At 54.7% G+C, this 24,819-nt stretch carries 23 protein-coding genes and 1 tRNA gene; 2 read left to right on the top strand and 22 right to left on the bottom strand.

The genetic code is table 11. The features are described from left to right. Positions 1-24: 24 nt before the first annotated feature. The 4 genes from HCQ99_RS00650 to HCQ99_RS00635 all read right to left on the bottom strand — a co-directional run bounded on the left by HCQ99_RS00650 (position 25) and on the right by HCQ99_RS00635 (position 3,963). On the bottom strand, positions 25-1,350 hold the full coding sequence (locus HCQ99_RS00650; RefSeq protein ID WP_166984647.1) for an ABC transporter substrate-binding protein: 1,326 nt from the start codon (positions 1,348-1,350) through the stop codon (positions 25-27). A 117-nt stretch (positions 1,351-1,467) separates the two neighbouring features. Continuing rightward, complete coding sequence (locus HCQ99_RS00645; RefSeq protein WP_166984646.1) at positions 1,468-2,307, bottom strand: carbohydrate ABC transporter permease; 840 nt, start codon at positions 2,305-2,307, stop codon at positions 1,468-1,470. After that, a complete protein-coding gene (locus HCQ99_RS00640; protein ID WP_166984645.1) occupies positions 2,297-3,187 on the bottom strand; it encodes a carbohydrate ABC transporter permease in 891 nt (296 codons plus the stop codon). The genes HCQ99_RS00645 and HCQ99_RS00640 overlap by 11 nt, the downstream gene beginning before the upstream one ends. A 65-nt stretch (positions 3,188-3,252) precedes the next feature. Further along, positions 3,253-3,963, bottom strand: a complete 711-nt coding sequence (locus HCQ99_RS00635; protein ID WP_166984644.1) for a type 1 glutamine amidotransferase — start codon at positions 3,961-3,963, stop codon at positions 3,253-3,255. A 153-nt stretch (positions 3,964-4,116) separates the two neighbouring features. Here HCQ99_RS00635 and HCQ99_RS00630 point away from each other — a divergent pair. Then, positions 4,117-4,190 (top strand) — tRNA-Ile (locus HCQ99_RS00630). Positions 4,191-4,269: 79 nt separating this feature from the next. Here HCQ99_RS00630 and HCQ99_RS00625 read toward each other — a convergent pair. The 11 genes from HCQ99_RS00625 to efp form a co-directional block, all read right to left on the bottom strand. Continuing rightward, entirely contained in the window at positions 4,270-5,184 is a 915-nt protein-coding gene (locus HCQ99_RS00625) for a DMT family transporter (RefSeq protein WP_243854503.1), read from the bottom strand. Positions 5,185-5,192: 8 nt separating this feature from the next. After that, positions 5,193-6,059, bottom strand: a complete 867-nt coding sequence (gene gmk, locus HCQ99_RS00620; protein WP_243854752.1) for a guanylate kinase — start codon at positions 6,057-6,059, stop codon at positions 5,193-5,195. Between the two features lie 7 nt (positions 6,060-6,066). Then, positions 6,067-6,924, bottom strand: a complete 858-nt coding sequence (pyrF, locus tag HCQ99_RS00615; RefSeq protein WP_208317132.1) for an orotidine-5'-phosphate decarboxylase — start codon at positions 6,922-6,924, stop codon at positions 6,067-6,069. Between the two features lies 1 nt (position 6,925). After that, the gene (carB, locus tag HCQ99_RS00610; RefSeq protein ID WP_166984642.1) at positions 6,926-10,216 is read right to left on the bottom strand and encodes a carbamoyl-phosphate synthase large subunit; all 3,291 of its coding nucleotides are present in this window, start codon (positions 10,214-10,216) and stop codon (positions 6,926-6,928) included. Continuing rightward, positions 10,216-11,457: a glutamine-hydrolyzing carbamoyl-phosphate synthase small subunit gene (carA, locus tag HCQ99_RS00605; protein WP_243854504.1), complete on the bottom strand. Its 1,242-nt coding sequence runs from the start codon at positions 11,455-11,457 to the stop codon at positions 10,216-10,218. Before carA ends, carB begins: the two co-directional genes overlap by 1 nt. After that, on the bottom strand, positions 11,451-11,948 hold the full coding sequence (locus HCQ99_RS00600) for a PH-like domain-containing protein (protein ID WP_166984641.1): 498 nt from the start codon (positions 11,946-11,948) through the stop codon (positions 11,451-11,453). Before HCQ99_RS00600 ends, carA begins: the two co-directional genes overlap by 7 nt. Then, complete coding sequence (locus HCQ99_RS00595) at positions 11,948-13,291, bottom strand: dihydroorotase (protein ID WP_166984640.1); 1,344 nt, start codon at positions 13,289-13,291, stop codon at positions 11,948-11,950. Before HCQ99_RS00595 ends, HCQ99_RS00600 begins: the two co-directional genes overlap by 1 nt. Beyond that, positions 13,291-14,235: an aspartate carbamoyltransferase catalytic subunit gene (locus tag HCQ99_RS00590; RefSeq protein WP_166984639.1), complete on the bottom strand. Its 945-nt coding sequence runs from the start codon at positions 14,233-14,235 to the stop codon at positions 13,291-13,293. Before HCQ99_RS00590 ends, HCQ99_RS00595 begins: the two co-directional genes overlap by 1 nt. Further along, a complete protein-coding gene (gene pyrR / locus HCQ99_RS00585; RefSeq protein WP_166984638.1) occupies positions 14,235-14,774 on the bottom strand; it encodes a bifunctional pyr operon transcriptional regulator/uracil phosphoribosyltransferase PyrR in 540 nt (179 codons plus the stop codon). Before pyrR ends, HCQ99_RS00590 begins: the two co-directional genes overlap by 1 nt. Positions 14,775-14,945: 171 nt before the next feature. After that, positions 14,946-15,362: a transcription antitermination factor NusB gene (gene nusB, locus HCQ99_RS00580; protein ID WP_166984637.1), complete on the bottom strand. Its 417-nt coding sequence runs from the start codon at positions 15,360-15,362 to the stop codon at positions 14,946-14,948. A gap of 8 nt (positions 15,363-15,370) precedes the next feature. Then, positions 15,371-15,934, bottom strand: a complete 564-nt coding sequence (efp, locus tag HCQ99_RS00575) for an elongation factor P (RefSeq protein WP_166984636.1) — start codon at positions 15,932-15,934, stop codon at positions 15,371-15,373. A gap of 113 nt (positions 15,935-16,047) precedes the next feature. Here efp and HCQ99_RS00570 point away from each other — a divergent pair, with 113 nt between their 5' ends. Then, positions 16,048-16,602 carry a thioesterase family protein gene (locus HCQ99_RS00570; protein WP_243854751.1) on the top strand — a complete coding sequence of 185 codons (555 nt, stop codon included), beginning with the start codon at positions 16,048-16,050 and terminating at the stop codon, positions 16,600-16,602. Positions 16,603-16,661: 59 nt separating this feature from the next. Here the strand turns inward: HCQ99_RS00570 and aroB are convergent, their stop codons facing one another. The 7 genes from aroB to alaS are packed head-to-tail and all read right to left on the bottom strand — an operon-like array spanning position 16,662 to position 24,817. Beyond that, entirely contained in the window at positions 16,662-17,744 is a 1,083-nt protein-coding gene (aroB, locus tag HCQ99_RS00565) for a 3-dehydroquinate synthase (RefSeq protein ID WP_166984635.1), read from the bottom strand. Continuing rightward, the gene (locus HCQ99_RS00560; RefSeq protein ID WP_243854506.1) at positions 17,744-18,406 is read right to left on the bottom strand and encodes a shikimate kinase; all 663 of its coding nucleotides are present in this window, start codon (positions 18,404-18,406) and stop codon (positions 17,744-17,746) included. Before HCQ99_RS00560 ends, aroB begins: the two co-directional genes overlap by 1 nt. After that, complete coding sequence (gene aroC, locus HCQ99_RS00555) at positions 18,406-19,611, bottom strand: chorismate synthase (RefSeq protein ID WP_166984634.1); 1,206 nt, start codon at positions 19,609-19,611, stop codon at positions 18,406-18,408. The genes HCQ99_RS00560 and aroC overlap by 1 nt, the downstream gene beginning before the upstream one ends. Positions 19,612-19,621: 10 nt before the next feature. Then, complete coding sequence (locus tag HCQ99_RS00550) at positions 19,622-20,458, bottom strand: shikimate dehydrogenase family protein (protein ID WP_166984633.1); 837 nt, start codon at positions 20,456-20,458, stop codon at positions 19,622-19,624. Next, the gene (gene mltG, locus HCQ99_RS00545; RefSeq protein WP_166984632.1) at positions 20,451-21,602 is read right to left on the bottom strand and encodes an endolytic transglycosylase MltG; all 1,152 of its coding nucleotides are present in this window, start codon (positions 21,600-21,602) and stop codon (positions 20,451-20,453) included. The genes HCQ99_RS00550 and mltG overlap by 8 nt, the downstream gene beginning before the upstream one ends. A 34-nt stretch (positions 21,603-21,636) precedes the next feature. Continuing rightward, positions 21,637-22,140, bottom strand: a complete 504-nt coding sequence (gene ruvX / locus HCQ99_RS00540; protein WP_166984631.1) for a Holliday junction resolvase RuvX — start codon at positions 22,138-22,140, stop codon at positions 21,637-21,639. A gap of 19 nt (positions 22,141-22,159) precedes the next feature. Next, a complete protein-coding gene (alaS, locus tag HCQ99_RS00535; RefSeq protein WP_166984630.1) occupies positions 22,160-24,817 on the bottom strand; it encodes an alanine--tRNA ligase in 2,658 nt (885 codons plus the stop codon). Between the last annotated feature and the right edge of the window lie 2 nt (positions 24,818-24,819).

The following is a 24,819-nucleotide window of genomic DNA, read 5'->3' as shown; positions in this document are numbered from 1 at the left end:
TAAGCGGCCGCTTCCTGCTAACTATTAGCCGTTCACAACCTCATTAGCCACCCGATCCGCTTCAGCCACCGCTTCGCTAACCGGCCGCTGACCTAAGAACATTTCACGCATAATCGGCATAAACACCTCAGCAGCTTCATTAAATTTGGTGCCGGTCACCGGCTCAATTACTGTTTGATCAGCCCCCACCACTAGAGCAGAGATGTCAACACCAGCCGCACTCCAGAATGACTGGAACGCATCGCCTGCTTCACTCACCGCTGGGAATGCGACGCCAGCCTCACCGAACGGACGGTTACCAGCTGCAGTGCTTAGATACTTTGCAAAAGCCTTTACTGCTTCATCATTTGCGCTTGCCGCATTAATCAGAGCTGACACTCCTGGGGCTACAGTAACCGCCCCAGCATCACCTGCTGGAAGTGGTGCGATCCCCCATTCGAAGCTCACACTGTCGTTCACGTTTGTCAGGTTGTAGGTGCCAGACTGGAACAGCGCCATGCGCCCCTGCAGGAAGGCGTCGCGTGAAAAATCACCGTTGTTGTTGGTGTCAGCAGCAGGCGGCGCAACATGATAGGTGTCTACCAAATCTACGATATATTTAAACGCTGCTTCGGTCTCAGGTGTTGAGAAGGTGAACTGTTCACCGTTTTGGAAGGTGCCACCGTTTGAACCGATAAATGGCAGCAGGATCGCCTGTATATCCCAGGCAGAGTTAAAACCGTACTGCACAACATTATTCGCATCGAATTCAGGATCTAGCGCGTTACGGCCGGCGCTATCTTTGGTTAGTTTCTGCAGCAGCGGCAGCAGAGTGTCTTCACCACCGGTCGCACTCCACTTCAGATTTTGTAGCTCAGCCGGATCAACTCCAGCCTCCTTCAGCAGATCCGCATTGTAGAACAGCCCAATGCCACCGTCAAAAATTTGTGGGATGCCGTAGAGCTCTCCCTTGGAAGAGTACTGATCCACCACTGCAGGCACGAAGCGTGCCGCAGCATCCTCTCCGATCACATCTTTTACAGGAGCAACCTGACCGGCATCAACATAGGCGGCAAAGTTAGCACCATTAAGCCAGAAAATATCCGGCCCCTGACCGGCGGCAACCTCCTGACGCAAACCTGAGAAGTAGTCAGCCCACGGAACTGTTTCAACCTCAACATCGATGCCGCTGTTTTGTGCCTCAAACTCTTCAGCAATCGTCTTATAGACAGCTGCCGCATTTTCATCCCACAGTCGTAAAGTCACAGTTTGAGAGTCGCTCGCACTGTTACCGCCATTTGCGCAACCGGCAAGCACTAGGGCTGCAGAGGCGGCGACAGCGCCCACAGCCAATCGACGTTTGTTAGTCATTGAAATTCCTTTCGCGAAAGATCACATACGGTGAAACAACGCAGCATCATCTCTTATTCCCCGCTTTAAAACTTTTTTCGCAGTATCAGCAGCGGGTCAGCAAATCAGTCGTTTCAACTAGGGCGCAACACGCCCGACGGTAACCGAGCGCACAAGCTGTCGGTGAAAAAGCAGCAGCAGCACAATAAGCGGCAGCACTGCAACAACAGAGGCTGCCATCACCAGCCACCACTGGGAATTATGTTCAGACTGCAAAGCAATCGTGGCTACCGTAACTGTGCGAGATCCGCTCAATGGCGAAATCATGAGCGGCCACAAAAAGTTATTCCAGTGGCTCACAAAGGTGATAACGGCCAGAGTTGCAATTATAGGTTTCGCGTTCGGCACAATTATCTGCCACAAAATCCGCCAGTGCCCAGCACCGTCTAGCATAGCTGCGTCAGTAATCTCTTTCGGAATTTCTTGGAAAAACTGTCGCAGCAAAAAAACCGCGTAGGGGCTAACGAACGCAAACGGCAGCACGATACCCCAGAAAGAATTGCGCAAACCAAGTTGCGCCATCATCAAAAAGAGGGGGATAAAAACCACCGCAGCGGGGATCATCATTGTCGCAAGGTAGAGCCAGAATAAAACATCGCGACCTTTAAATCGCAAACGCGCAAAAGCATAGGCTGCAAGAATACTCGTAAATATTTGGCCCGTTGCTGTCACTAAAACCACACCGCTGGTAACCAAAAGCGCGTTCGTAAAATCTGTTGTGGTAAAAAGCCGCACGTAGTTTTCAAACGTGACAGGGCTTGGCAGGTCAAGCGGCTGGCCGGTAACAAACTGTGATTGGGTTTTCAGCGATCCGCTAAGTGCAATTAGAAAGGGCGATACCGCCAACACAGCGGATACCAATAGCAGCGCGTATGCCAGTGTATTTGCACCAAACCGTTTTGCGCTCTTAGTTTGCATAGCTCGTCCTCCGCGCAAAATACTGCTGCTGCCCTACCGTTATCAGCACCAGAATCAACATCAGAATCAGAGCCATCACGGATGCGTGACCCACTGAGAATTTTTCGAACGCTTCGTAATAAATACGGCCTGCGATAACATCAGTCGTTCCGCGGGGGCCACCGTTCGGGGTGAGCGCATAAGCTATGTCGAAAACTTGAAAGCTAGAGATTACTCCTGTGGCGAGCACAAAGAACATAGTCGGGCGCAAAAGCGGCAGCGTCACCGACCACAGGGTGCGTATCGGGCCTGCCCCATCAAGCATCGCTGCATCATAAACCTGCGGATCTATAGCCTCCAGCCCGGCGTAGAAAAATAGCGCAACGTATCCTACTGACTGCCACACAGCGACAGTGGCCACCGCAGGAAGCGCAAGTGAGGGGTCGTTGAGCCAGTCAATCCGCTGCCCCAGCAGCTGATTTAGAATGCCGTCAGAGTAACCGAGAATCCAGCGCCAAATAACACCGACAGCAAGCGGAGCACTCACCCAGGGCATTAAGATCAACACCCGCAGCCACACTGTGCCCGGCAGGTTGCGTCGCATTGCGAACGCGACAAGCAGGCCAAGACAGGTTTGGATCGGGATCACCAATGCCACAAACAGGATCGTGATCCCGAGTGAGCGCCACAGGGTGCTGTTGCTAAACAGCCACTCATAGTTGTCGAAGCCGACAAAAGTGATAGGCCCTAACAGGTTCCATTCGTGAAAGCTGAGCCAGATAATCAGAAAGATTGGGGCAATCAGAAACAGAAACAGCGCAATTAGGCTCGGTGCTAGAAATGTGTAGCCAACAGTAGACTCAATGCGGCGCTGCGCGTTGAGTGTGCGGGCTGATTTCATAACTGCTATCTTATTGGCGGCTGACCTTAATATTTTGTGGGTTCGCTGTCGGCGTTATTGAGATTTTAGTTTTCTTTAGCGATCTCTAGCCATTTTAAGGCAAGGGTGTTCCAGCGTTCTTCGAGCTCAGTGTCTTTCTCAGTCACTTCCTGCACCAGCTGCTCTGGGGTTTGCTGGGTGTGCTGTTTGAGATCTTCGTCAGCACCCGGTTCAGCAGCCCAAGCTGCAGCTGATTCGCTGTTAGCTTCTGGGTGAAATTGGAGGCCCCATGCGCTCTCACCCACTCGGAATGCTTCAACCTCACAGTTATCGCTCTCCATTAGAGTGACAGCGTTTGGGGGTAGTTCTGTCACCTCAAGAAAATGCCACTGCATAGCTTCTAGAGGTTCTTTGCGGGTGTTAAGCACTGAAATGAGCGGATCGTTTGCGCCGGCACTATTCACACGAACTTCATGAATACCGATCTCGGGTGTCTTAGCCTCGTTAACTTTGCCGCCTGCGGCTTCGGCCAGGATCTGCCCACCAAGACAAACTCCCAGGTATGGAATATTCTTCTCGAGTGCTTCCTTAACCAGTTTGTGTGTTTGTTTTAACCACGGCGCTTTATCAAATTCGCTCGGCCCTGGGGTGCCACCCATCACAATCAGCGCGTCACACTCGGCAAGAGTTTCCGGTAGCTCTCTACCAGCACCAGGACCAACTGTCTTAAGCTCGGCACCGGCGCTTCTCAAAGCCTTGCCCAGCATGTGAACACGACAGTTTTCTTGGTGTTCCACTACCAATATTTTCAATCCTGCTCTCCTTTGAAACTCCAGTGACACGATCAACAATTAATTTACTTTATTTATTGAAACCCCACTAGCCTGACGCTGCGTAATATTAATTTTGCGCTACTATTATCGAGGTGCGTTTTTCAAAACGTTCCGGTTGGGGCGTTAGCTCAGTTGGTCAGAGCAAAGGACTCATAATCCTTGGGTCGCGGGTTCAAGCCCCGCACGCCCTACAAACAGCAGCTTTATGTGGTGCACCTAAATTCCATGTCGGGTGTTTTTGGTTGCAGCAGCCGAGCATATTCGAGCTCTCTAATCGTCCTGCAGTGCATCCTTACCAACCTGGGGATGGAACTTTGCTATGCCAAAAACTCCGAGCATTGCGATAAGCCCCGATATGGAAAAAATTAGTGCCGCCCAGATTGGCGCATGCTGCGCCTCGCCGAGCACAATAATCCCGATTAGCACAGCGACAATCGGGTCTATCACGGTAAGACCTGCAATAACCAGATCGGGCGGCCCGGATGAGTGCGCATTCTGCACATAGATCATGCCTAAAACAGCCCCCAAGATAAGCGCTCCCAAGGCAAGCCACGTGAGAAAACCAAACTCTCCCTGTTGAATTCGAGAAATCACGGTCTTCGCAAAAGTTGCAACAAAACCGTAGAGAATACCGGCCCCGACAATATAGAGCAGTGCGTTCGGCCGGTGTCTCAGCGCAATGAATGCTGACACAAGGGAGGCTACAACAACCGCAAAAATCACCAAAATGATAATGAGCTGCATCTCAGAGACCTGCACGTCGTGAGCGGTCATCGCCGCCGTCGCAACGAACACAAAAATCCCCAGCACACAAAAGGAAATAGCAACTCTGACGCGTTTGGGAATAACCACACCCGTAAATTTTGCGTTCAAGACCGCCGTCACAACCAGCGCAACAACGCCAAGCGGTTGCACCACGATCAGCGGAGACAGCGCAAGAGCAACCATTTGCAGACCCACAGCAAGCCCAAGCGCTCCTGTTCCGAAAAGCCAGCTCGGTCTGCGCAGCAGCTGCCCTAAGTGTGCGCCTGACAGGCCAGAGGAAGCGCTTTTGCGGGTAATCCGCTCTACTTTATTAAGACCTATCGACTGATACTGGGTGCCAATAGACATCAGCACTGCACCGGCAAGCGCAATGGGAATACCCAGTAACTGTAGACCGCTGAATGCAAGCGTTGATTCCAAAATCGAGCCTAACCACGCATCACACGCACAAGCTCTTCAGCCGCGCGTGCAACCTCATCGTTTACTATCTCTACGTCAAATTCTTGTGCTGCTGCAAGCTCTACACGAGCTGTAGCTAGCCGCCGCTCCTGCTCCTCTTTACCCTCTGTGCCGCGACCTGTAAGACGCCGCACGAGCTCTTCCCAGCTGGGCGGTTTTAGAAACACCAATCGTGCCGCTGGTTCTGCTTTGCGCACCTGCCGCGCTCCCTGCAGATCGATCTCAAGCAGCACGAGAAATCCTGCTGCAGCTGCCTCTTCAATCGGTTTGCGCGGCGTGCCATAACGATGTGTGCCGTGCACTGTCGCCCATTCCAACAGCTCATTATTGGCCAGCATCCGGTCAAAATCTTCGTTACTAACAAAGAAATAGTGTTCACCGTGTATTTCACCCGGGCGCGCAGGTCTGGTTGTTGCGGAGACCGACAGCTTTACCTCAGGGTAGTTTTCTTTGATGTAGGAAACAACTGTGCCCTTACCCACGGCGGTTGGCCCGGCAAGCACGGTTAGGGGTGGTGCTTTGCGGATCCCAGCGCGCTCAGACAGCCACGCAGTCAGCCGCTGCTGCTGCAGTCTGCCAAGCCCACCAAGGCGTTTGCGCGGTGAAATTTGCAGCTGGTTGAGCACACGCTCAGCTTTGACTCTGCCGATTGCGGGCAGGGCCATCAAAAATTCGGTAACGCGCAGACTTGCAGCCGCAGCATTTCCCTGCCCAGCCAGCTGCAGCACGCGCAACTCGCTTATCTCACCGGTCACCATCTGCTGTTTCAATTCAGCACGCGCTTGACGCGCTGCAACCGCCGCTCTGCTCGCAGCTTTCCGATCAACTTCTGGCATCTGCATTTTAACTCAGCGCCTCCCCTACCTCAGCTGCACGCACCCGCACCCGCTCGGCCAGTCTGTCGGGATCTCCCGCGAGCACACCACGTGACTCGTTTGAAATAAGCCCCTCCGCAAGAGAGCCAAAAATATCTTTTGCTCGCTCGAGTTTTGCACCTTGGGCCCCAAATCCCGGCGCCAAAATAGGTAGGATGGGATGCTCTCCACGTGACAGCGCGGTATCAATCTCAAAATCCGCCAGCTGCAGTGTGGCACCCAACACAACACCAACCGCACCCACACCGGCTGTTAGAGCAAGCTCATCAGCGGCATTAAACTGCTGCGCCTCACGCACAATACTCGACGCAACGGTTAAATTGTCAGCACGGCGCGCCTGTTGCAGGGTTCGTGCTTCAGGGTTGCTGGTTGCGGCCAGCACAAAAAGCCCCTTGCCGTGCTCTCGCACAAGTTCCAGCCCGCCGTTAAGCGATCCGAACCCCTGATAAGCAACAGCGGTCATTGCATCTGCTTCGAGCGGGCTGCCCGGCAGCAGCCATGCTTCCGCATATGCTGCGAATGTTGATCCGATATCCCCGCGCTTAACATCGGCGATAATCGGTAAACCCGCTTCTCGCGCGGCAGCAAATACCTGTTCGAGTGCGCGATAGCCAGCGCTGCCAAACCGCTCAAAGAAAGCAATTTGTGGTTTCACTGCGACAGCAGCTCCAGCGGCTGCCTCAACCACCCGAAGCCCGAAGTCGCAGGCACCCTGTGCGGTATCGTTAAGCCCCCACTCTTGTAAGAGAAAACGGTGCGGATCGATGCCGACACAAAGATGCTTGCCCTGCTTAAGCCCGGCAGCTAGCGCTTGCACAAACGTCACTTTAGGCGCCTCGTTTCGCTTGGCGTTCTGCTTCGTATTCCTGCAGGGACATCACGTCGAACGGTTTCTGCTGCGCTCCAAGGGCTGACACCGCAGCAGACAGCTCAGACGCTGTTGTGAAGATCGGCTTATCGGCGGTTACTGTCGCAGCACGAATCTCGTAGCCGTCTGCGCGTTCTGCCTGGCCGCTTGGGGTGTTGATCACCATATCAACCTCGTTACGCTCTATTAACTGCACGATATCAGGCGCATCAGATTTACTCTGAGAAACCTTCCGCACTGTCTGGGCGGGCACCCCGTTTCGCGCAAGCACAACCTGGGTGCCTTGGGTAGCCAAAATCTTGAATCCCATTTCGTGCAGGCAGCGGGCACTCAGCACGATCTCCCGTTTATCGCGATCCGCAACAGAGATAAACACTGTGCCGCTCATTGGGAGCGCGCTTCCTGCTGCAGTCTGCGCTTTTGCAAACGCGGTCGGGAAATCGCGATCCATCCCCATAACCTCACCAGTTGAGCGCATTTCTGGGCCGAGCAGGGAGTCAACGCTCTTCCCATCGGCGCGCCGGAAGCGCTTAAACGGTAGCACCGCTTCTTTCACCGCGACAGGCGCATCAATCGGAGCGTTAGCGCCGTCCTTCTCCGGCAGCAATCCGCAGGCTATGAGATCAGCGATGCTCTCCCCCGCCATAATGCGTGCAGCCGCCTTCGCCAGTGGAATACCCAGCGCCTTAGAAACAAACGGCACTGTGCGGCTGGCACGCGGGTTTGCCTCAATCACAAACAGCTGACCCTGTGCGATCGCAAACTGCACATTCAAAAGACCGCGCACACCAATACCGCGTGCGATTGCTTCCGTTGCCCGACGCACCTCCTGAATCTGACCGTGTCCGAGGGTGACCGGCGGCAGGGTGCAGCTTGAGTCGCCTGAGTGCACACCCGCCTCTTCGATGTGCTCCATCACACCACCCATGTAAAGGGTTTCACCGTCAAAGAGCGCATCAACGTCAATTTCGGTAGCGTCATCAAGGAAGTGATCAACCAGCAGTGGATGCCCAGGGCCCACCAGAGCGTGTTCTTTAATGCGCGCAAAGTAGTCTTGCAGCCCCGCGGTTGAGTAAATAATTTCCATGCCGCGCCCGCCGAGCACGAATGACGGCCGCACCAGCACAGGGTATCCGATTTCTTCAGCAACCTTAATTGCCCCCGCCTCAGTTGTGGCGGTGCCGTGGCGTGGCGCGAGAAGCCCCGCCTGCTCAAGGATCTCACCAAACGCCCCGCGCTCCTCAGCAAGATCAATTGCCTCCGGAGTGGTGCCAAGAATCGGAACACCAGCGTCTTTCAGCGGCTGCGCAAGGCCCAGAGCGGTCTGGCCGCCGAGCTGCACAACAACCCCGAGCACCTCGCCAGACTGCTGCTCGGCATGGATCACTTCGAGCACGTCTTCAAGGGTTAGCGGCTCAAAGTAGAGCCTGTCTGAAGTGTCGTAGTCGGTTGAGACGGTCTCCGGGTTGCAGTTGACCATCACAGTCTCATAGCCCGCCTCACTCAGCGCGAACGAGGAGTGCACACACGAATAGTCAAACTCGACGCCCTGCCCGATACGGTTGGGGCCGGAGCCTAGAATAATGACTTTCTTGCGATCGCTCGGCGCAACCTCAGTCTCAAAATCATATGAGCTGTAGTGGTATGGGGTCAGCGCCGGAAACTCACCGGCACAGGTATCAACGGTTTTAAACACCGGACGCAAGCCGAGACCGTGCCTAAGGCCGCGGATCTCAGCCTCAGTTGAGCCGCGCAGCTGCGCTATCTGTGCGTCACTAAAACCGTGATTCTTCGCCTCACGCAGCACCTCTTCATCAAGTTTCGGTGCGCTCTTAACCAGCTCTGCTACTTCGTTAATAAGTTGTATCTGGTCAAGGAACCACGGATCAATGTCGCAGGCAGCATAAACATCAGCGATGCTTGCGCCAAGACGCAGCGCCTGCTGCACTGCGATGATTCGACCATCGGTTGGGCGTTTGATCTCCTCTAAAAGCTCTGCAACTGAGCGAGTCTCTGCGCCCCAGTGGAATGATGAACCACGCTTTTCGAGTGAGCGTAGCGATTTCTGCAGCGCGGTTGTGAAGTTGCGCCCGATAGCCATCGCCTCACCGACAGACTTCATAGTGGTTGTGAGGGTGTCGTCAGCGGCCGGGAATTTCTCAAAGGCAAAGCGCGGCGTCTTCACAACGATGTAGTCGATTGTTGGCTCGAAGCTTGCCGGAGTTTTTTGGGTAATATCGTTTGGAATCTCATCCAGACGGTAACCGATTGCGAGCTTTGCAGCGATCTTAGCGATCGGGAACCCGGTTGCTTTCGATGCCAATGCTGAAGAGCGCGAGACGCGCGGATTCATTTCAATGACGATAACGCGCCCGGTCTGCGGATCGATTGCGAACTGAATGTTGCACCCGCCGGTGTCAACACCAACCCGACGAATAATGTCGATACCGATATCGCGCAGGTTTTGGAACTCACGGTCGGTGAGAGTCAGTGCTGGTGCAACGGTAATTGAATCACCTGTGTGCACACCAACCGCATCTACGTTCTCAATTGAACACACAACAACGGTGTTATCAGCCTGGTCTCGCATCAGTTCGAGCTCGTACTCTTTCCAACCGAGAATTGATTCCTCGAGCAGCACTTCGCTGGTTGGGCTGTAGTGCAGTCCGTCACCTGCGATACGCACGAGATCTTCCTCAGTGTATGCGAAACCAGAGCCCAGGCCACCCATTGTGAATGAGGGCCGCACAACAAGCGGGTAGCCAAGATCTTTAGCCACCTCTTTTGCTTCTTCAAGTGTGTGCACAATAGCTGAGCGCGCAACATCAGCACCGGCCGCGAGCACAAGATCCTTAAACAGCTGGCGATCTTCGCCACGCTGAATTGCCTCAACATTAGCTCCGATGAGCTCTACACCGTGTTTATCAAGAATGCCGCGTTCGTGCAGCTCGATTGCAGCGTTCAGCGCGGTCTGCCCACCGAGTGTCGGCAGAATCGCATCCGGCTTTTCCTTAATAATGATTGACTCGATAACCTCTGGGGTGATCGGTTCAACGTAGGTCGCATCGGCAAAATCCGGGTCGGTCATAATCGTTGCGGGGTTTGAGTTAATGAGGATAACTCGCACGCCCTCGCTGCGCAGCACACGACATGCCTGGGTGCCTGAATAGTCAAACTCACACGCTTGGCCAATTACGATCGGGCCAGAACCGATAACAAGAACTGAATTAATGTCGGGACGCTTTGGCATTATTTGCTCTCGCTTTCGGTTGCGGCTGGAACACTCACGTTTGGCTTGAATTCTGTGTCAGGATCTGCTGCACGACCCTGCCGGGCGAGCACCAGCTGACGGAAACGGTCAAAGAGGTAGAAGGCATCGCGTGGGCCGCTCGCCGCCTCTGGGTGGTACTGCACGCTGAAGGCAGGAATATCGAGGCACTCAATGCCCTCTACAACATCATCGTTAAGGCTGACGTGGCTGACGCGCACCCGACCAAAACCCGCTGGCGAGTTGTGCTCACCGTCGGCTGTCAGAGCTACCGCAAAACCGTGGTTCTGCGCTGTAATTTCCACCTTACCTGTCTTCGTATCAAGCACCGGCTGATTAATACCCCGGTGCCCGAACGGCAGCTTGTAGGTGTCAAAGCCGAGCGCGCGGCCGAGCAGCTGATTACCAAAGCAGATACCAAAATATGGGATTCCGGTCTTTAGCATCTCTTTCAGCAACTCAACCTGTGCGTCGCTCGCGGCAGGATCTCCCGGCCCGTTTGAATAAAAGAGCGCGTCAGGAGCAAGCTCTTTTATTTCTTCCACCGTAGTGCTCGCCGGGAGCACCACAACATCGAATCCGTGTGCGGCAAGATAGTTGATAGTAGCGCTCTTCACACCAAGATCGAGCACGGCGATAGTGCCAATTTTTTCGACCTCAGCTGCGGCAGCTACCTCGTAGCGCTCCGGCGTTGTCACAACCGCAGATAGATTCTTGCCCGCCATTGGCTCCTGATCCACCACAATATCGAGCTGCTCGGCCGCATCTAGATCATAATCAGCACCGGAAAACACACCGGCTTTCATCGATCCGACAGAGCGAATGTGTCTGGTTATTGCGCGCGTATCAACACCAGAAATACCAACGATACCGTTTTCTACTAGCTCCTCATCGAGTGACTTTTCAGCGCGATAGTTTGACACCCGGCGCGCGGGGTCACGCACAACAAAACCCGCAACCCAAATTTTGCGCGACTCCATATCTGTTTTGTTAGCACCGGTGTTACCGATGTGCGGCGCAGTCATGAGCACAATTTGGCCAGCGTATGACGGATCGGTGAGGGTTTCCTGGTATCCGGTCATCCCGGTTGTGAACACTAACTCGCCGAGAGTGCGCCCCGTAGCACCGTATGCACGACCCTCATAGCGGGTTCCGTCCGCTAGCACTAGCACGGCTTTTCCGTTTGGAACTGTTTCAGCCGGAGGAGCAAATGTTTCTAACACGCTACGGTTTCCTTCTTCTTTATGATGTTTTCGAGCAGGGCAACAGCTGTTTCCTGCTCTTCAGTTGTTGTAAACCTAATATGAGTTTCGACTCTCTTGTCTGGCTCACCCCAGGAAATAACCACCAGACCTGCGGCCTCCACCGCTTTTGCGATAGATGTTCCTGTGAGCGATACACCAGTAATCGGTGCGAGAGTGGTCGGATCTTCGCCAGCGACCTGGAGCACCGCACCCGATTCGGCGATTACGAACCTCGCCCAGCCTCGATATTTAAGACCGGGTGGCAGCACTCGTTCACGACGGTCTGCTGCATCTGTGGTCACGACGTAGAAAACTCGCTCAAAAATTTTTACCGGCTCACCGATTGTTCCGGTAAACCGCGGTAGCGCCTCGCCGCTGATGCTGCGTTTGCGCCACCCAAACCACATGCCTGTAAGCGCCAGCACCACAATGCCAGCGCACACAATCACATTAATGCTGTAGCCGTTCATTAGAGGTCTACGACCTCACCGTTATCGCAGGTGATAACACCGTGCCGGATTGTTGTGTGAATCCTGGCTGGAAGCTCCATGCCAAGGTATGGACTGTTCACACTGCGGCCGCGCAGATCCTGTTCCCCAAATGAGCGTGTGCCGGCCGGATCCACAAGCACAAGATCAGCTATTTCGCCAGCCGCAAGCTGCTTTGGATGCTCGTCGTAAGAACCGATTTCTGCTGGTTTCTGACTCAATAGCTGCTCCAGCTTTGCCCAGCTGATGTGCCCCGGTTTGATCAGCGAAAGCACCGAGATAGGCAGTGCCGACTCCAAACCAACCATGCCGAAAGCGGCTGTGTCCCACTCGCACTCTTTTGCTTCTGCCGGGTGTGGGGCATGATCGGTTGCGATAATGTCGATCACCCCAGCGGCTACAGCACGCCGTAGCGCCTGCACATCCTCTTCACGACGCAGTGGCGGATTCACCTTATAACGCGGATCATATGAGCGCACAAGATCCTCAGTCAAAATTAGATGGTGCGGAGTCACCTCGGCGCTAATCTTCACACCACGCTCTTTTGCCTGGCGCACCACCTCAACCGAGCCCGCTGTCGAGAGGTGGCAGACGTGCAGACGCGCATCAAGGTGCTCAGCAAGTAAAGCATCGCGCGCAATGATTGATTCTTCGGCGACCGCTGGCCAGCCTGCAAGCCCCAGCTCGCTCGACAGCTCGCCTTCGTTCATCTGTGCGCCCTCTGTCAGGCGCGGATCCTGCGCATGTTGCGCAATCACACCGTCAAAGGTGCGCACATACTCCATTGCACGCCGCATCAGGAGAGAGTCGTGCACACACTTGCCGTCGTCACTAAACACACGCACTTTGGCGCGAGACTCAGCCATCGCACCGATTTCAGAGAGTTTCTCACCGGCAAGATCTTCGGTTACCGCGCCAATTGGTCGCACAGTTGCGTATCCTGCGCGCTCACCGAGCGCCTGCACCTGCTCAACAACTCCGGCAGTGTCTTGCACAGGTGAGGTGTTGGCCATTGCGAAGACTGTTGTGAAACCTCCGGCAGCTGCGGCGCGGGTGCCCGTGTAGACGGTTTCTGACTGTTCAAAACCGGGTTCACGTAAATGAGTGTGCAGATCGACAAAACCGGTAAAAGCGATCAAACCGCTTGCATCAATGACACGCTCGTTTTCTGCTGCCTCAAGCCCAGCAGCTACCTCAGTAATTCTGCCGTCAGCGATCCGCAGATCAACGCCGTTCCCTGTTAGCGGTTGCTCGCCCTTCTCGGTCAGCTCGCTGGCCAGGTGCGCGTTTTTAATTAAAATCTTTGTGGCGTTTGTCTCCGACATTATGCTTCCTTTCCTGCGAGCAGCATGTAGAGCGCGGCCATCCGCACACTCACACCGTTTGCTACCTGTTCGAGCACGGTTGATTTGGCTGAATCTGCTGGGGCAGACGAGATCTCCAGGCCCCGGTTCATCGGCCCCGGATGCATCACCAGCGCGCTGTCTTTAAGTTTGGCGAAGCGGCTGTCATCCAGCCCCCACTGCCTGGAATATTCGCGGACGCTCGGGAAAAACGCATCGTGCATGCGCTCCCCCTGGATACGCAGCATCATCACAACATCCGGCTTGGCTGCAAGCGCACGATCAAGTGAGGTCTCTAGCGCAACAGGCCACTTCTCAGCACCATAGGGAAGCAGTGTTTTGGGCGCCACAAAAGTTACCGCAGCGCCGAGGGTGTTTAACAGCCACAGATTTGAGCGAGCGACGCGCGAGTGCAGAATGTCTCCAACGATTGTGACGGTAACGCCGTCCAAACCTTTGCCGCGGGCACCAGCGCCGTGCAGCCGTCTGCGCATTGTGAACGCATCAAGCAGCGCCTGGGTGGGGTGCTCGTGTGTGCCATCTCCGGCGTTCATAACACCGGCGTCTATCCAACCGCTAGTTGCAAGTCTGGCCGGCGCCCCCGATGCCCAGTGGCGAATGACCACACCGTCTGCGCCGATAGCTTGCAGTGTCTGCGCGGTATCCTTCAGAGACTCTCCTTTAGACACTGAAGAGCCTTTGGCACTGAAGTTAATAACGTCAGCACTCAACCGTTTTGCCGCTGCTTCAAACGAGATCCTGGTGCGGGTTGAATCTTCAAAAAACAGATTCACAACAGTTTTGCCACGCAAAGTTGGGAGCTTCTTCACTTCACGCTGCTGTGTGTCCGCCATATCTTCTGCGATATCGAGCAGCGTAATAGCTTCTTCACGGCTGAGCTCAGCGGTGTGCAAAAGGTGTCGCATTAGTCTGCCACCTCCTGCTCACCGATAAGCACTTCGTCAACGCCGTCAGTTTCCATAAGGCGCACCCGAATGCGCTCAGTCTTCGCGCTCGGCAGATTTTTTCCAATAAATTCGGCGCGGATCGGCAGCTCACGATGCCCCCGATCAACCAGCGCTGCAAGCCTTACCACGGCGGGACGACCGTGATCGTTCAAGGCGTCGAGCGCTGCGCGCACTGTGCGCCCTGAGTAGAGCACATCATCAACCAGCACAACAGTCTTACCGTCAAGTGCCACATTGGGCATCTCTGTTGGTTTCGGGGTGAGCGTGCGATGCTTGGCCAGGTCATCGCGATACATCGTGACGTCCAGCACTCCGACCGGCACATCTACACCTTCGATGCGCGAGATAACCCCTGCAATGCGGTGCGCTAAATAGGCACCTCGGGTCGGGATACCCACCAAGATAAGATCAGCGGCACCCTTGTTTGATTCAATAATTTCGTGCGAGATGCGCGTCAGAGCACGCTGCATCTCGGCACTTTCAAGCACCCTACGCAAAATAGGCCCCTTCTCTGCCTCACAGGACAGTAGTTAAAGAAGATCTAATATTCAGTTTAGCTGATGTTTTTCCCCGGTCAAACACGAAAATAGCGTGCTGTAAAATGTTTTAGCCCACGCTGGATGGCTGGCATGAAGCAGCTACTAGAGGCCCTCCGAAAGCAGGCTCTGTTACAGCTCAGCGAGCAGCGCTATGCGCCCCAAGACACCGTTGACAAACTTGCCCGAGTCTTCTGTCGAGAGCTCTTTTGCAAGATCCACCGCTTCGTCGATCGCGACCGGCGTTGGCACCTCTTCATTAAACAGAATCTCCCAGGCTGCAACGCGCAGAATCGCACGATCCACATGCGGCATGCGGTCTAGCGTCCAACCGTTTGCGCTGCTAGTGATCTTTTCGTCGATCTCTTCCTGGTGTGCAAGCACACCCTGGACAATCTGTTCCGCATACAGCCATGATGCACGCCGCTCTGGTTCGTGCACCGCGCGCATTCCTTCAGTCGCAAGCACTTCTGACAGCGGCTGCCGCAGCACATCGGCTTGAAAAATCATGTTTAAAGCACGATTGCGTGCTTTAGTTCTCGCTCCCACGTTAAAGCTTAGTCGGTTGCGCGGCCGAGGTACTCGCCGGTGCGGGTATCAACTTTAACTTTGGTGCCGGTCTCCAAAAATAACGGCACTTGAATTTCAGCCCCCGTCTCAACTGTCGCTGGCTTGCTGCCACCTGTTGAGCGGTCACCCTGCAGCCCAGGCTCGGTGTATGTAATCTCAAGCACAACAGATGCCGGCAGGTCGATGTAGAGCGGTGCTCCCTCATGCATTGCGATGGTTACCTGCTGATTTTCCAGCATGTAGTTTTCTGCATCGCCCACAATGTTGGAGCTAACGTTAATCTGGTCGTAGTCAGCCAGATCCATGAACACGAAATCTGCGCCATCACGGTAAAGATACTGGTAGTCGCGACGATCAACCAGTGCAGTCTCGATTTTTGCGCCAGCGTTATAGGTCTTGTCAACCACTTTGCCGCTAACAACGTTCTTCTGTTTGGTGCGCACAAACGCACCACCCTTACCGGGCTTCACATGCTGAAATTCAACTACACTCCACAGCTGACCGTTTTCTTTAATAACGGTGCCGTTCTTAATGTCATTAGTGGTTGCCATTGCGCGGCTCCTTGCTGCCTAGATTTGAGACTTAACCTGTCCATTCTAACGGATTCATGACAGATAAAACCGAGTGTCACCCGAAGATTCGACAGCCGCAGCTCGCTAGGATTATGCCTATGCATATGCTTCCCAGAATTCTATTTCATATCTTCCGTGGACGCACAAAATCTAAGCTCGGCTTGTTCGACGTTGCCAAAGCACGATTTCGTGTGTGGCCAACCGACCTTGACATTCTTGTCCACATGAACAACGGTAAATACCTCTCCGTGCTGGATAGCGCCCGCATCGAATACACTATTCGATCGGGTTTCTGGGATATTTTTAAGCAGCAGGGCTGGTACACAGTTGTTGGAGCCCAGACGATTTCGTATCGCAAATCATTAGATCCCTTTCAAAAATTCTCGATCGAAACGCGAGTAATTGGTTTTGATGAACGCGCTTGCTACATTGAGCAGCGATTTCTTAGGAAGGGCGAGATCTATGCGCGCGCATACATCCAGGCACGCATCTTAAGAAAGAGCGGCGGCACAGTTTCAATGCAGGAACTAGGCGAGGTGGGCAACTTTGATGTTACCGCGCATCCAATTCCAAAAGAGCTTGCCGCATGGGCAAACGCTGTGCGCTTACCCTCCACTCGCACACCCGCGCCAAGCATCTGGGATTAGCCCAGCGCCTCCTGCGCACAGAGCTAACAGCTCTTAGAGCCTAACGGAGAATTATTGCGTTAAGCTGCAATCTCATCGTAGGCAAAGCGCAGCAGCGACTGATCCACCCCGGCAAGCACCCGGGGCTTAGCAATATCGTCAAGCACAATAAAACGCAGCATGCCCGCACGTGCTTTTTTGTCCCGCTGCATTGTTGCGAGCAGCCCCTCCCAACGCCCAGCAGGGTATGTCAGAGGCAGCTCAAGCGCGCCGAGAATACTGCGATGGCGATCCACAACCGCATCGCTGAGGTGCCCGGCTAAGCGACCCAGTTCAGCGGCATAAACCATGCCGATTGAGATTGCGGCACCGTGCCGCCACTGGTAACGTTCAGCGTGCTCCACCGCGTGCCCGAGCGTGTGGCCGTAATTGAGAATCTCGCGCAAGCCGCCCTCTTTAAAGTCTTCGCTAACGACCCGGGCTTTTACTCCGATAGCCAGCTCCAGGAGTCTTCTAAACTCTGCGCTTTCAGTGTTGGTTGCGGTTTCGACACCCGCCTCAATTGTGTCGAGGATCTCAGGCTCAGCGATAAACCCGCACTTCACAACCTCAGCAAAACCGGTGCGAATCTCGTTAAGCGGCAGCGTATCTAAGTGCGCAAGATCAGCGATCACAGCTTCCGGGGCATAGAATGCGCCAACGAGGTTTTTACCCTCGGCGGTGTTAATTCCTGTTTTCCCTCCCACAGCAGCGTCCACCATGCCGAGCACAGTTGTCGGGATCTGCACAAGCTTGACACCGCGCAACCAGGTTGCCGCAACGAAGCCAGCGAGGTCGGTGACAGCGCCGCCACCAAGACCGATGACCGCATCAGTGCGGGTAAAGTCTGCCTGCCCCATAATCTGCCAGCAAAATGCCGCAACCTCAACGCGCTTTGCACTCTCCGCATCAGGCACCTCCGCTAAGAGTGCCTGGTATCCGCTATCAAGCAGGATCTCGCGCAGCTCATTTGCGATCCGCCCAACCGTGGGGGTGTGAATGATGAGAATCTTGGCAACGCGATCCCCCAGCGCCGCAGGCACTTCGTTTGCTATCGAACGGCCAAGAATTATTTTTGAGGCGGCTTCACCGGTCACTTCAATAACGGTGTTTTCATTACCCATTAGTCGTAGTCTCCCCAACGCTCATCTCGATAATCTGCTGCGCTCGCTAACATGCCGTCACGCTGCAGCCAACACACAATCAGGTTCGTAATGCCTTCTTTAGAGTGTTGGTCTGTTCTGAAAGTGATCTTCGCAGCACCCTCATAAAGTGGGCGCCTCTCTTCAAGAATTCGTGTCCAAGCCCCGGGATCGTCTCGCAAGAGCGGCCGCTTTGACAGGTTCACAGTGCGCATAACTGCTTTTTCAGTTGTCATTAGCAGAATCACCGGGTGGTGTTTCAGAATTTCTCGTGTCTGCGCGTTTAAAAGCGCACCGCCGCCTAACGACACAACTCTCGCCCCCGGCTCTGCAACCTCTCTGGCAACCACTTCTGCTTCGATCCGCCGAAACTCTGCTTCGCCGCGCGTCTCAAAAATCTTCGTGATCTCACCATAGCGCTGCACAATCCGCGAATCAGTGTCAATAAACGGAATCCCCAAGGCTTTGGCCACTCGCTTCCCGATGCTTGTTTTACCAGCTGCCATAGGGCCCACAAAAACAATCGCTCTGCGCGGTAGTTTTGTGCCTGCCGCATTGGTCTTTGGAGGCATCGGAATCGGGCGCGTTGGCGGCGGACCGCTCGGCCGATGCACCCGCCGAGGCATCAGCGAACGCTTATTCATCAGCGCTCTATCTCAGTTCGAAGATTCTCCGGGATCGAGGCAAGATATGCTTCCATATTGCGGCGCACTTCTGCCACACTATCGCCGCCGAACTTCTCGCTTACCGCATCTGCGAGCACCAATGCCACCATCGCTTCTGCAACAACACCGGCAGCCGGAACCGCACACACGTCGCTGCGCTGATGGTGGGCGGTTGCAGCCTCGCCGGTCGCAACGTCAACAGTCGGCAGTGCTTTCGGCACAGTAGCAATAGGTTTCATAGCTGCACGCACTCGCAGCACCTGGCCGGTGCTCATGCCGCCCTCAATACCGCCGGCACGACCGGTTTCGCGCTGCAGCGGCGTGCTGGCGTCTGGATTCACCGTCAGCGGATCGTGAGCAACTGAGCCACGCCGTCGCGCGGTTTCAAAACCGTCTCCCACTTCAACGCCTTTGATCGCTTGAATACCCATAAGAGCGCCAGCCAGCCGCGAGTCGAGGCGACGATCCCAGTGCACATAACTGCCGAGCCCTGCGGGCACACCATAGGCGAGCACCTCTACAACACCGCCGACGGTGTCACCCGCTTTTTTAGTGTCGTCTACCTCTGCAACCATTTTTTCGCTGGTTTCAGCATCAAAGCAGCGCAGCGGATCAGCATCGAGGTAGTCCAGATCGCTAAGCCGTGGCAGTGCGCTGTTTTCCGGCACTGCTACCGGGCCGATACTCACAGTGTGACTGACCAGCTCGATACCCAGCTCTAACAGAAAGGCTTTTGCGATTGCCCCCAGCGCCACACGAGCGGCTGTCTCGCGCGCACTCGCCCGCTCTAGCACCGGGCGAGCCTGATCAAAACCATATTTTTGCATCCCCGCAAGATCGGCGTGCCCGGGGCGCGGACGTGTCAGAGGAGCCCCCCGCCCGCGGGATTTATCAGTCAGTTCTGTCGCCTCAGCAGCCATCACCTCTTGCCACTTTGGCCATTCGGTGTTGCCAACGCGCACCGCTATCGGGCTTCCGATGGTGTAACCCTGCACAACACCACCGGCAAAATTAAGTTCGTCCTGCTCAAACTTCATGCGCGAACCGCGACCGTAGCCAAGCTTGCGACGAGCGAGATCGTCTCGCAGTGTCTGCAGTGTCACAGGCACCCCAGCGGGTAAGCCTTCAAGCACAGCAACTAGTTCGGGGCCGTGAGATTCTCCAGATGTAAGCCAACGCAGCATAAGAACTATCTTATGCTAGCGCCGCACGTGCTGCAGAAAGAAGTTCCGCCTCATTCGGTAATGGTTGAGAAATATCGCCTGCAACGAAGATACGCACCTGCAACAGCGCCTGCTCTAACAGCATCGCAAGGCCAGTTTCAACCTGCCGCCCCGCCTCGCTAAAAATCTTTTCAAGCCGGGTTGGACGTGGATCATAAGCAACATCAAAGAGGTCTGCTGCAAGCAGCGCACTTGGAAAATCCGGCGCAGCTGTGCCTGGCAGCGCACTTATAACGAGAGTTGGATCATCTGCAATTACGGTCTCGGAGGCGAGTTTTCCGTGACTGACGTTGATATCAAGATGCAGTTTTTTGAAGTGTTGACTGATAACCGCAGCGCTCTCGGCAGCCGCAGCCTCGCGGCGCGCAAGCACAGTCAAATTGTTGATCCCTAAATCAGTAGCCGCTAGCGCAGCAGAGACTGCGGTTGCACCGGCTCCTAAGATAACCGTCTCACGCGCGTTAAAAGCGGCTTTCTGCAAGGCCCGTGAGAGGCCGGGAATGTCAGTGTTCCAAGCAGCAAACTCGCCCGATTCTAACCGTAACAGCGTGTTAGCAATGCCTGTTGTCGCAACCAGTAAAGACTTTTTTGTAGCGATCGCAGCGGCCTCATATTTCAGCGGCATGGTGACAGAAAAACCGTTAAAATCAGATCCCGCTTCAGTTAGGTAAGAAGCGAGCTGACCCGCGGCAACCTCGGCTCGCTGATATCCCCAATCAAGCCCAAGCTCCCGGTAAATTGCAGTATGAATCACGGGTGACTGTGAGTGCGCGATCGGCGAGCCAAGCACCGCAAATCGCTTAGTCACAGCGTTTCCCGCCCTCAGCCCGGTGCGCTTCACACCACTCAGCTAAGAGACGCGCATTCGCGTCATGTTCTTCCTGTGTCGCAGCGAACCGGGTCTCACCGGTTTCCAGGTTGATCGGCACGAAGAAGAGCCAATCACCCTCAGCAGGGTTAACAGCAGCGTCTATTGCAACATCGCCGGGCATCCCGATTGGGCCGATAGGCAGCCCAGGGTTTGCATAGGTGTTGTACTTATTCGAAGCGTCCGCACGCTCTTCTGGAGTTGTCCAGACGGTATCCAAACGGCCTGTGCCATAGGCCACCGTCGCATCAGACTGCAGAAGCATACCGCTCTCCAGCCGGTTGTAGAACACACGGGCAATCTTCGGGTAGTCGTCGGCATTTGCGCCAGCCTCACGCTGCACAAGCGCGGCCATAGTAAGAATCCGGAAGGTATCCTGCTCAGAGACCCCATGCTCGTTTAGCGCGACCCGCATTCGCTCAACCATTTTCCGAAGGATGGTTTCGGCGGTATCGTTCGGCTCAAATTCATAAGTTGCTGGGAATAGGAAGCCTTCAACAGTTGGAAATTCCGCTGGAATACCCAAAGCTTGCGGATCAGCTGCCGCAGTCTCAAACTCGGCAAGCGGAATCTCCGTCGCCCCTGAAAGCAGCTCCAAAACCGTCTGGTAGGTGTAACCCTCTGGGATGGTCACCCGCCCAGTTAGTTTATTACTGTGATCCTGCAGCGCCTCATACGCAGCCTCTGAGCTCATTTCGAGCCGCAACTTATATGTTCCAACATCAAAAACAGCTTCCGGGTAGCGCTGCACGAGCATCTGAGTAAAGAATTCAGCGCTCTTAATCACGCCGGCCTCTTCGAGTTTGACACCGATCGCAGCTCCCGTGTCACCGGGCTGCACCAAAATTTGGGCTTCGTCGTGCCCCTCCCCCTCATAGTCTTGCGGTTCCTGCCCGAAACCGAAAATGTTTGCGAGAGGCGCACCGTAGTGCCCAAACAGTGCCGTTGCTGTGCCACCGATAGCCAAAAAAATTGCAAGACTAACGGTTATCGCAATAATTATGCGACGACGTTTCTGCTTTTTTTTGCGCTGCGCTGCACGCACCTGGCGTGGCGTCAGTTGGGGTGTCGGTGTTGCGTTCAATATCTTTCGGCCTTCGTGAATTTCAGGAGTGAAATTAGTTCACCACTGTTCCCACCGGTTTACCGGCGAAGCGATCTGAGTCAAGCGCCTGCTGCAAGATCACAACAGCCGCCGCCTGGTCAATTACTTTACGGGAATTTTTTACGTTTTTGCCGGATTGATGCAGGTGTGCCTGAGCTGTCACAGTTGATAATCTCTCATCAACCAACCGCACCGGAATTTCTGCCCCAAGGTTTTTGAGATGTTGCTGCAGGGCCGAGGCGAACTTTTCAGCGTCATCGGTTGAGGGGGTGCGCTCCCCCTGCAAATTAAGCGGTAATCCAACAACAATATCAACTGCGCTATATTCTTCGGCGAGTGTTCTAATGCGCTCAAGATCGCTTAACTCGGTCTGTGCTGCGGCAATATCCGGATGTGTGTCAGCGTCGTAAATACGCGCAACAGTCTCGACGGGCACGGCGAGCATGCGCAGCGCATCACAGCGGGCAACGCCAATTCTGGCTCTGCCCACATCAATACCGAGTCGCGCTCCCAGCATTTTCAATACCGCCGAGCGATTATCGCTGACTTATCTGCTGCCGCAAGACAGAGATAGCCTCGTCGATGCGACTGGCGTCTTGCCCGCCGCCCTGTGCGATATCCGGTTTACCGCCGCCACCGCCGCCGAGAGTTTGGGCGGCAGCGCGCACGAGAGCACCAGCAGCAACACCCAAATCGCGAGCATTTTGGGTGGTTGCCGCAACAACCACAGGCTTCCCAGAGAGCGTTGCGAAAAGAACCGCAACTGCTGGGCGATCCGCAAAACGATCACGTATCTGAATTGCAAGCGAACGCACATCGTCAGCGCTTGCGGCCTCACCGATGTTTGTGAGCACCGCGCTAACACCGTTGAGATCCTCAGCGGCAGCAACCAGGGCCGGAATTTTTTCCTGTAGTTTTGCGGCCTGCAACTGCTGAATATTCTTTTCTGCGGCACGCAGATTTGCGCTGAGCTCTTGCACCTTCTGCACAATCTCACCACGCGGGGCTTTCAAGCTCGCCGCAAGCTCAGAAACCAGCGCCCGCTCAGCCGCAAACTGTTTAAAGCCCTCAAACCCGACAACCGACTCAACACGACGGTTGGTCGATCCAATCGAGCTTTCAGAAATAAGGTTGATAACACCCACCTGTGCGGAGTTGCCAACGTGGGTGCCGGCGCACAGCTCACGCGACCAGGGGCCGCCGATGTCGACAACGCGCACCCTGTCACCGTATTTCTCACCAAACAGCGCCATTGCGCCAAGTTCTTTAGCGGCGTCTAGCGACATTTCGCGTGTCACGACTTCAAAGGAGTTGCGAATTGCGCGGTTGGCGATATCTTCGATCTCGGTGCGCGTTTCAAGACTTAGCGCCTCGGGGTGCGCAAAATCTAAACGCATATATCCCGCTTTATTGTAGGAACCGCTCTGATGCGCCTGCTCCCCAAGCACCTGCCGCAGAGCTGCGTGCACAATATGGGTGGCTGAGTGCGCCTGCTGCGCTCCAAACCGATACTCCGCATCAACCTTAGTAACAACACGATCATCAACAGCAATGGTGCCGGTGTTAACGCGCACAGTGTGCACAATTAGACCCGGAACCGTCTTCTGCACATCAAGCACCTCAGCGCTAAAGCCGCTACCTGTAATGAAGCCCTGATCGGCATCCTGACCGCCTGATTCGGCCCAGAGCGTTGTTTCACGGGTTACGATCTCAACAGTCTGCCCTTCAGAAGCGGTAGAAACAGGCTTACCGTCTATCAGGATGCCAAGCACACGGGTTTCGGTTTCAAGCTCGTCATACCCTAGAAAGACCGTCTCACCCTGCGCACGCAACTCTTGATAGATCGAAAGGTCTGCGCGCTGTCCCTTCTTTTGCTTCGCGTCTGCTTTTGCGCGCTCACGCTGCTCCTGCAGAAGTTTCTGGAAAACCTGCTGATCAACCTTCAGCCCCGCTTCTTCAGCTATTTCACTTGTCAGCTCAATCGGGAATCCGTGCGTATCGTGCAGCATAAAAGCTGCGTCACCGGCGATAGCTTCGCCGCTCTGCTTTGCAATGCCAACAGCTTCATCAAGAATTTGCATGCCGCTGTTGAGCGTGCGCAAGAAGGTTTGCTCCTCTGCGTAGGCGGTGCGTGAGATGAAGTCAAACTTCTCTCGCACCTCTGGATACCCCTCCTGCATTGCGTCGCGCGAGACCGGGAACAGTTCCGGGAAGCACGGCTTGTCATAGCCGAGCAGACGCATAGAGAGAATCACACGGCGCAAAAGGCGGCGCAGAATATAGCCTCTGCCGTCTTTGCCGGGGGTGACACCGTCTGAAATCAGCATTAAACCTGAGCGCACATGATCGGCGATAACCCTGAGACGCACATCGGCAACCGGATCCGCACCGTAAGTAATCCCTACGAGCGCGGCTGCAGCATCAAGGACTGGGCGCACCTGATCGGTTTCATACATGTTATTAACGCCCTGCTTAATAAAAGCAACACGCTCAATGCCGAGACCTGTGTCGATATTTTTTCTGGGTAGCTCGCCAGAAATTTCAAAGTCAGTTTTCGACTTCACATCTTTAATCTGGTACTGCATGAAGACAAGGTTCCAGATTTCGACGTAGCGGTCGTCATCGGTTGCCGGGCCACCGTCAACACCGTATTCAGGCCCCATGTCATAAAAGATCTCAGAGCAGGGCCCTGCTGGGCCTGGCTGCCCGGTTGACCAGAAGTTGGTGTCTTTTCCTAGTTTTTGTATGCGCTCTTCTGGAAGAGTTGAGTGCTTGAGCCAGAAGTTTCGAGCTTCGTCGTCCTCTTCATAGACGGTAACCCACAGATCTTCTGCTTTGAAACCTAAACCGCCCTCATCTTCAGAGGTCGTGAGCAGCTCCCACGCCATCTGAATAGCTTCCTCTTTGAAGTAGTCGCCGAACGAGAAGTTACCGCACATTTGGAAGAAAGTCCCGTGCCGTGGGGTTTTTCCAACTTCTTCAATATCGTTTGTGCGAATACACTTTTGCACGCTCACAGCACTCGGAAACGGTGCAGGCACAATCCCCGTGAAGTATGGGATAAACGGCACCATACCCGCCACGGTGAACATCAACGCCGGGTCGTCGCTCACAAGCGAAGCCGAAGGCACCACTGTGTGCCCCTTCTTCTCGAAGAAGTTAAGCCAACGGCGCTGAATTTCTGCGGTCTTCATTC

The organism is Canibacter zhoujuaniae, assembly GCF_011752015.1.
GTDB lineage: Bacteria > Actinomycetota > Actinomycetes > Actinomycetales > Microbacteriaceae > Canibacter > Canibacter zhoujuaniae.
Note: the sequence above shows the minus strand (reverse complement) of the source record. Positions and strands in the feature narration are given on the sequence as shown.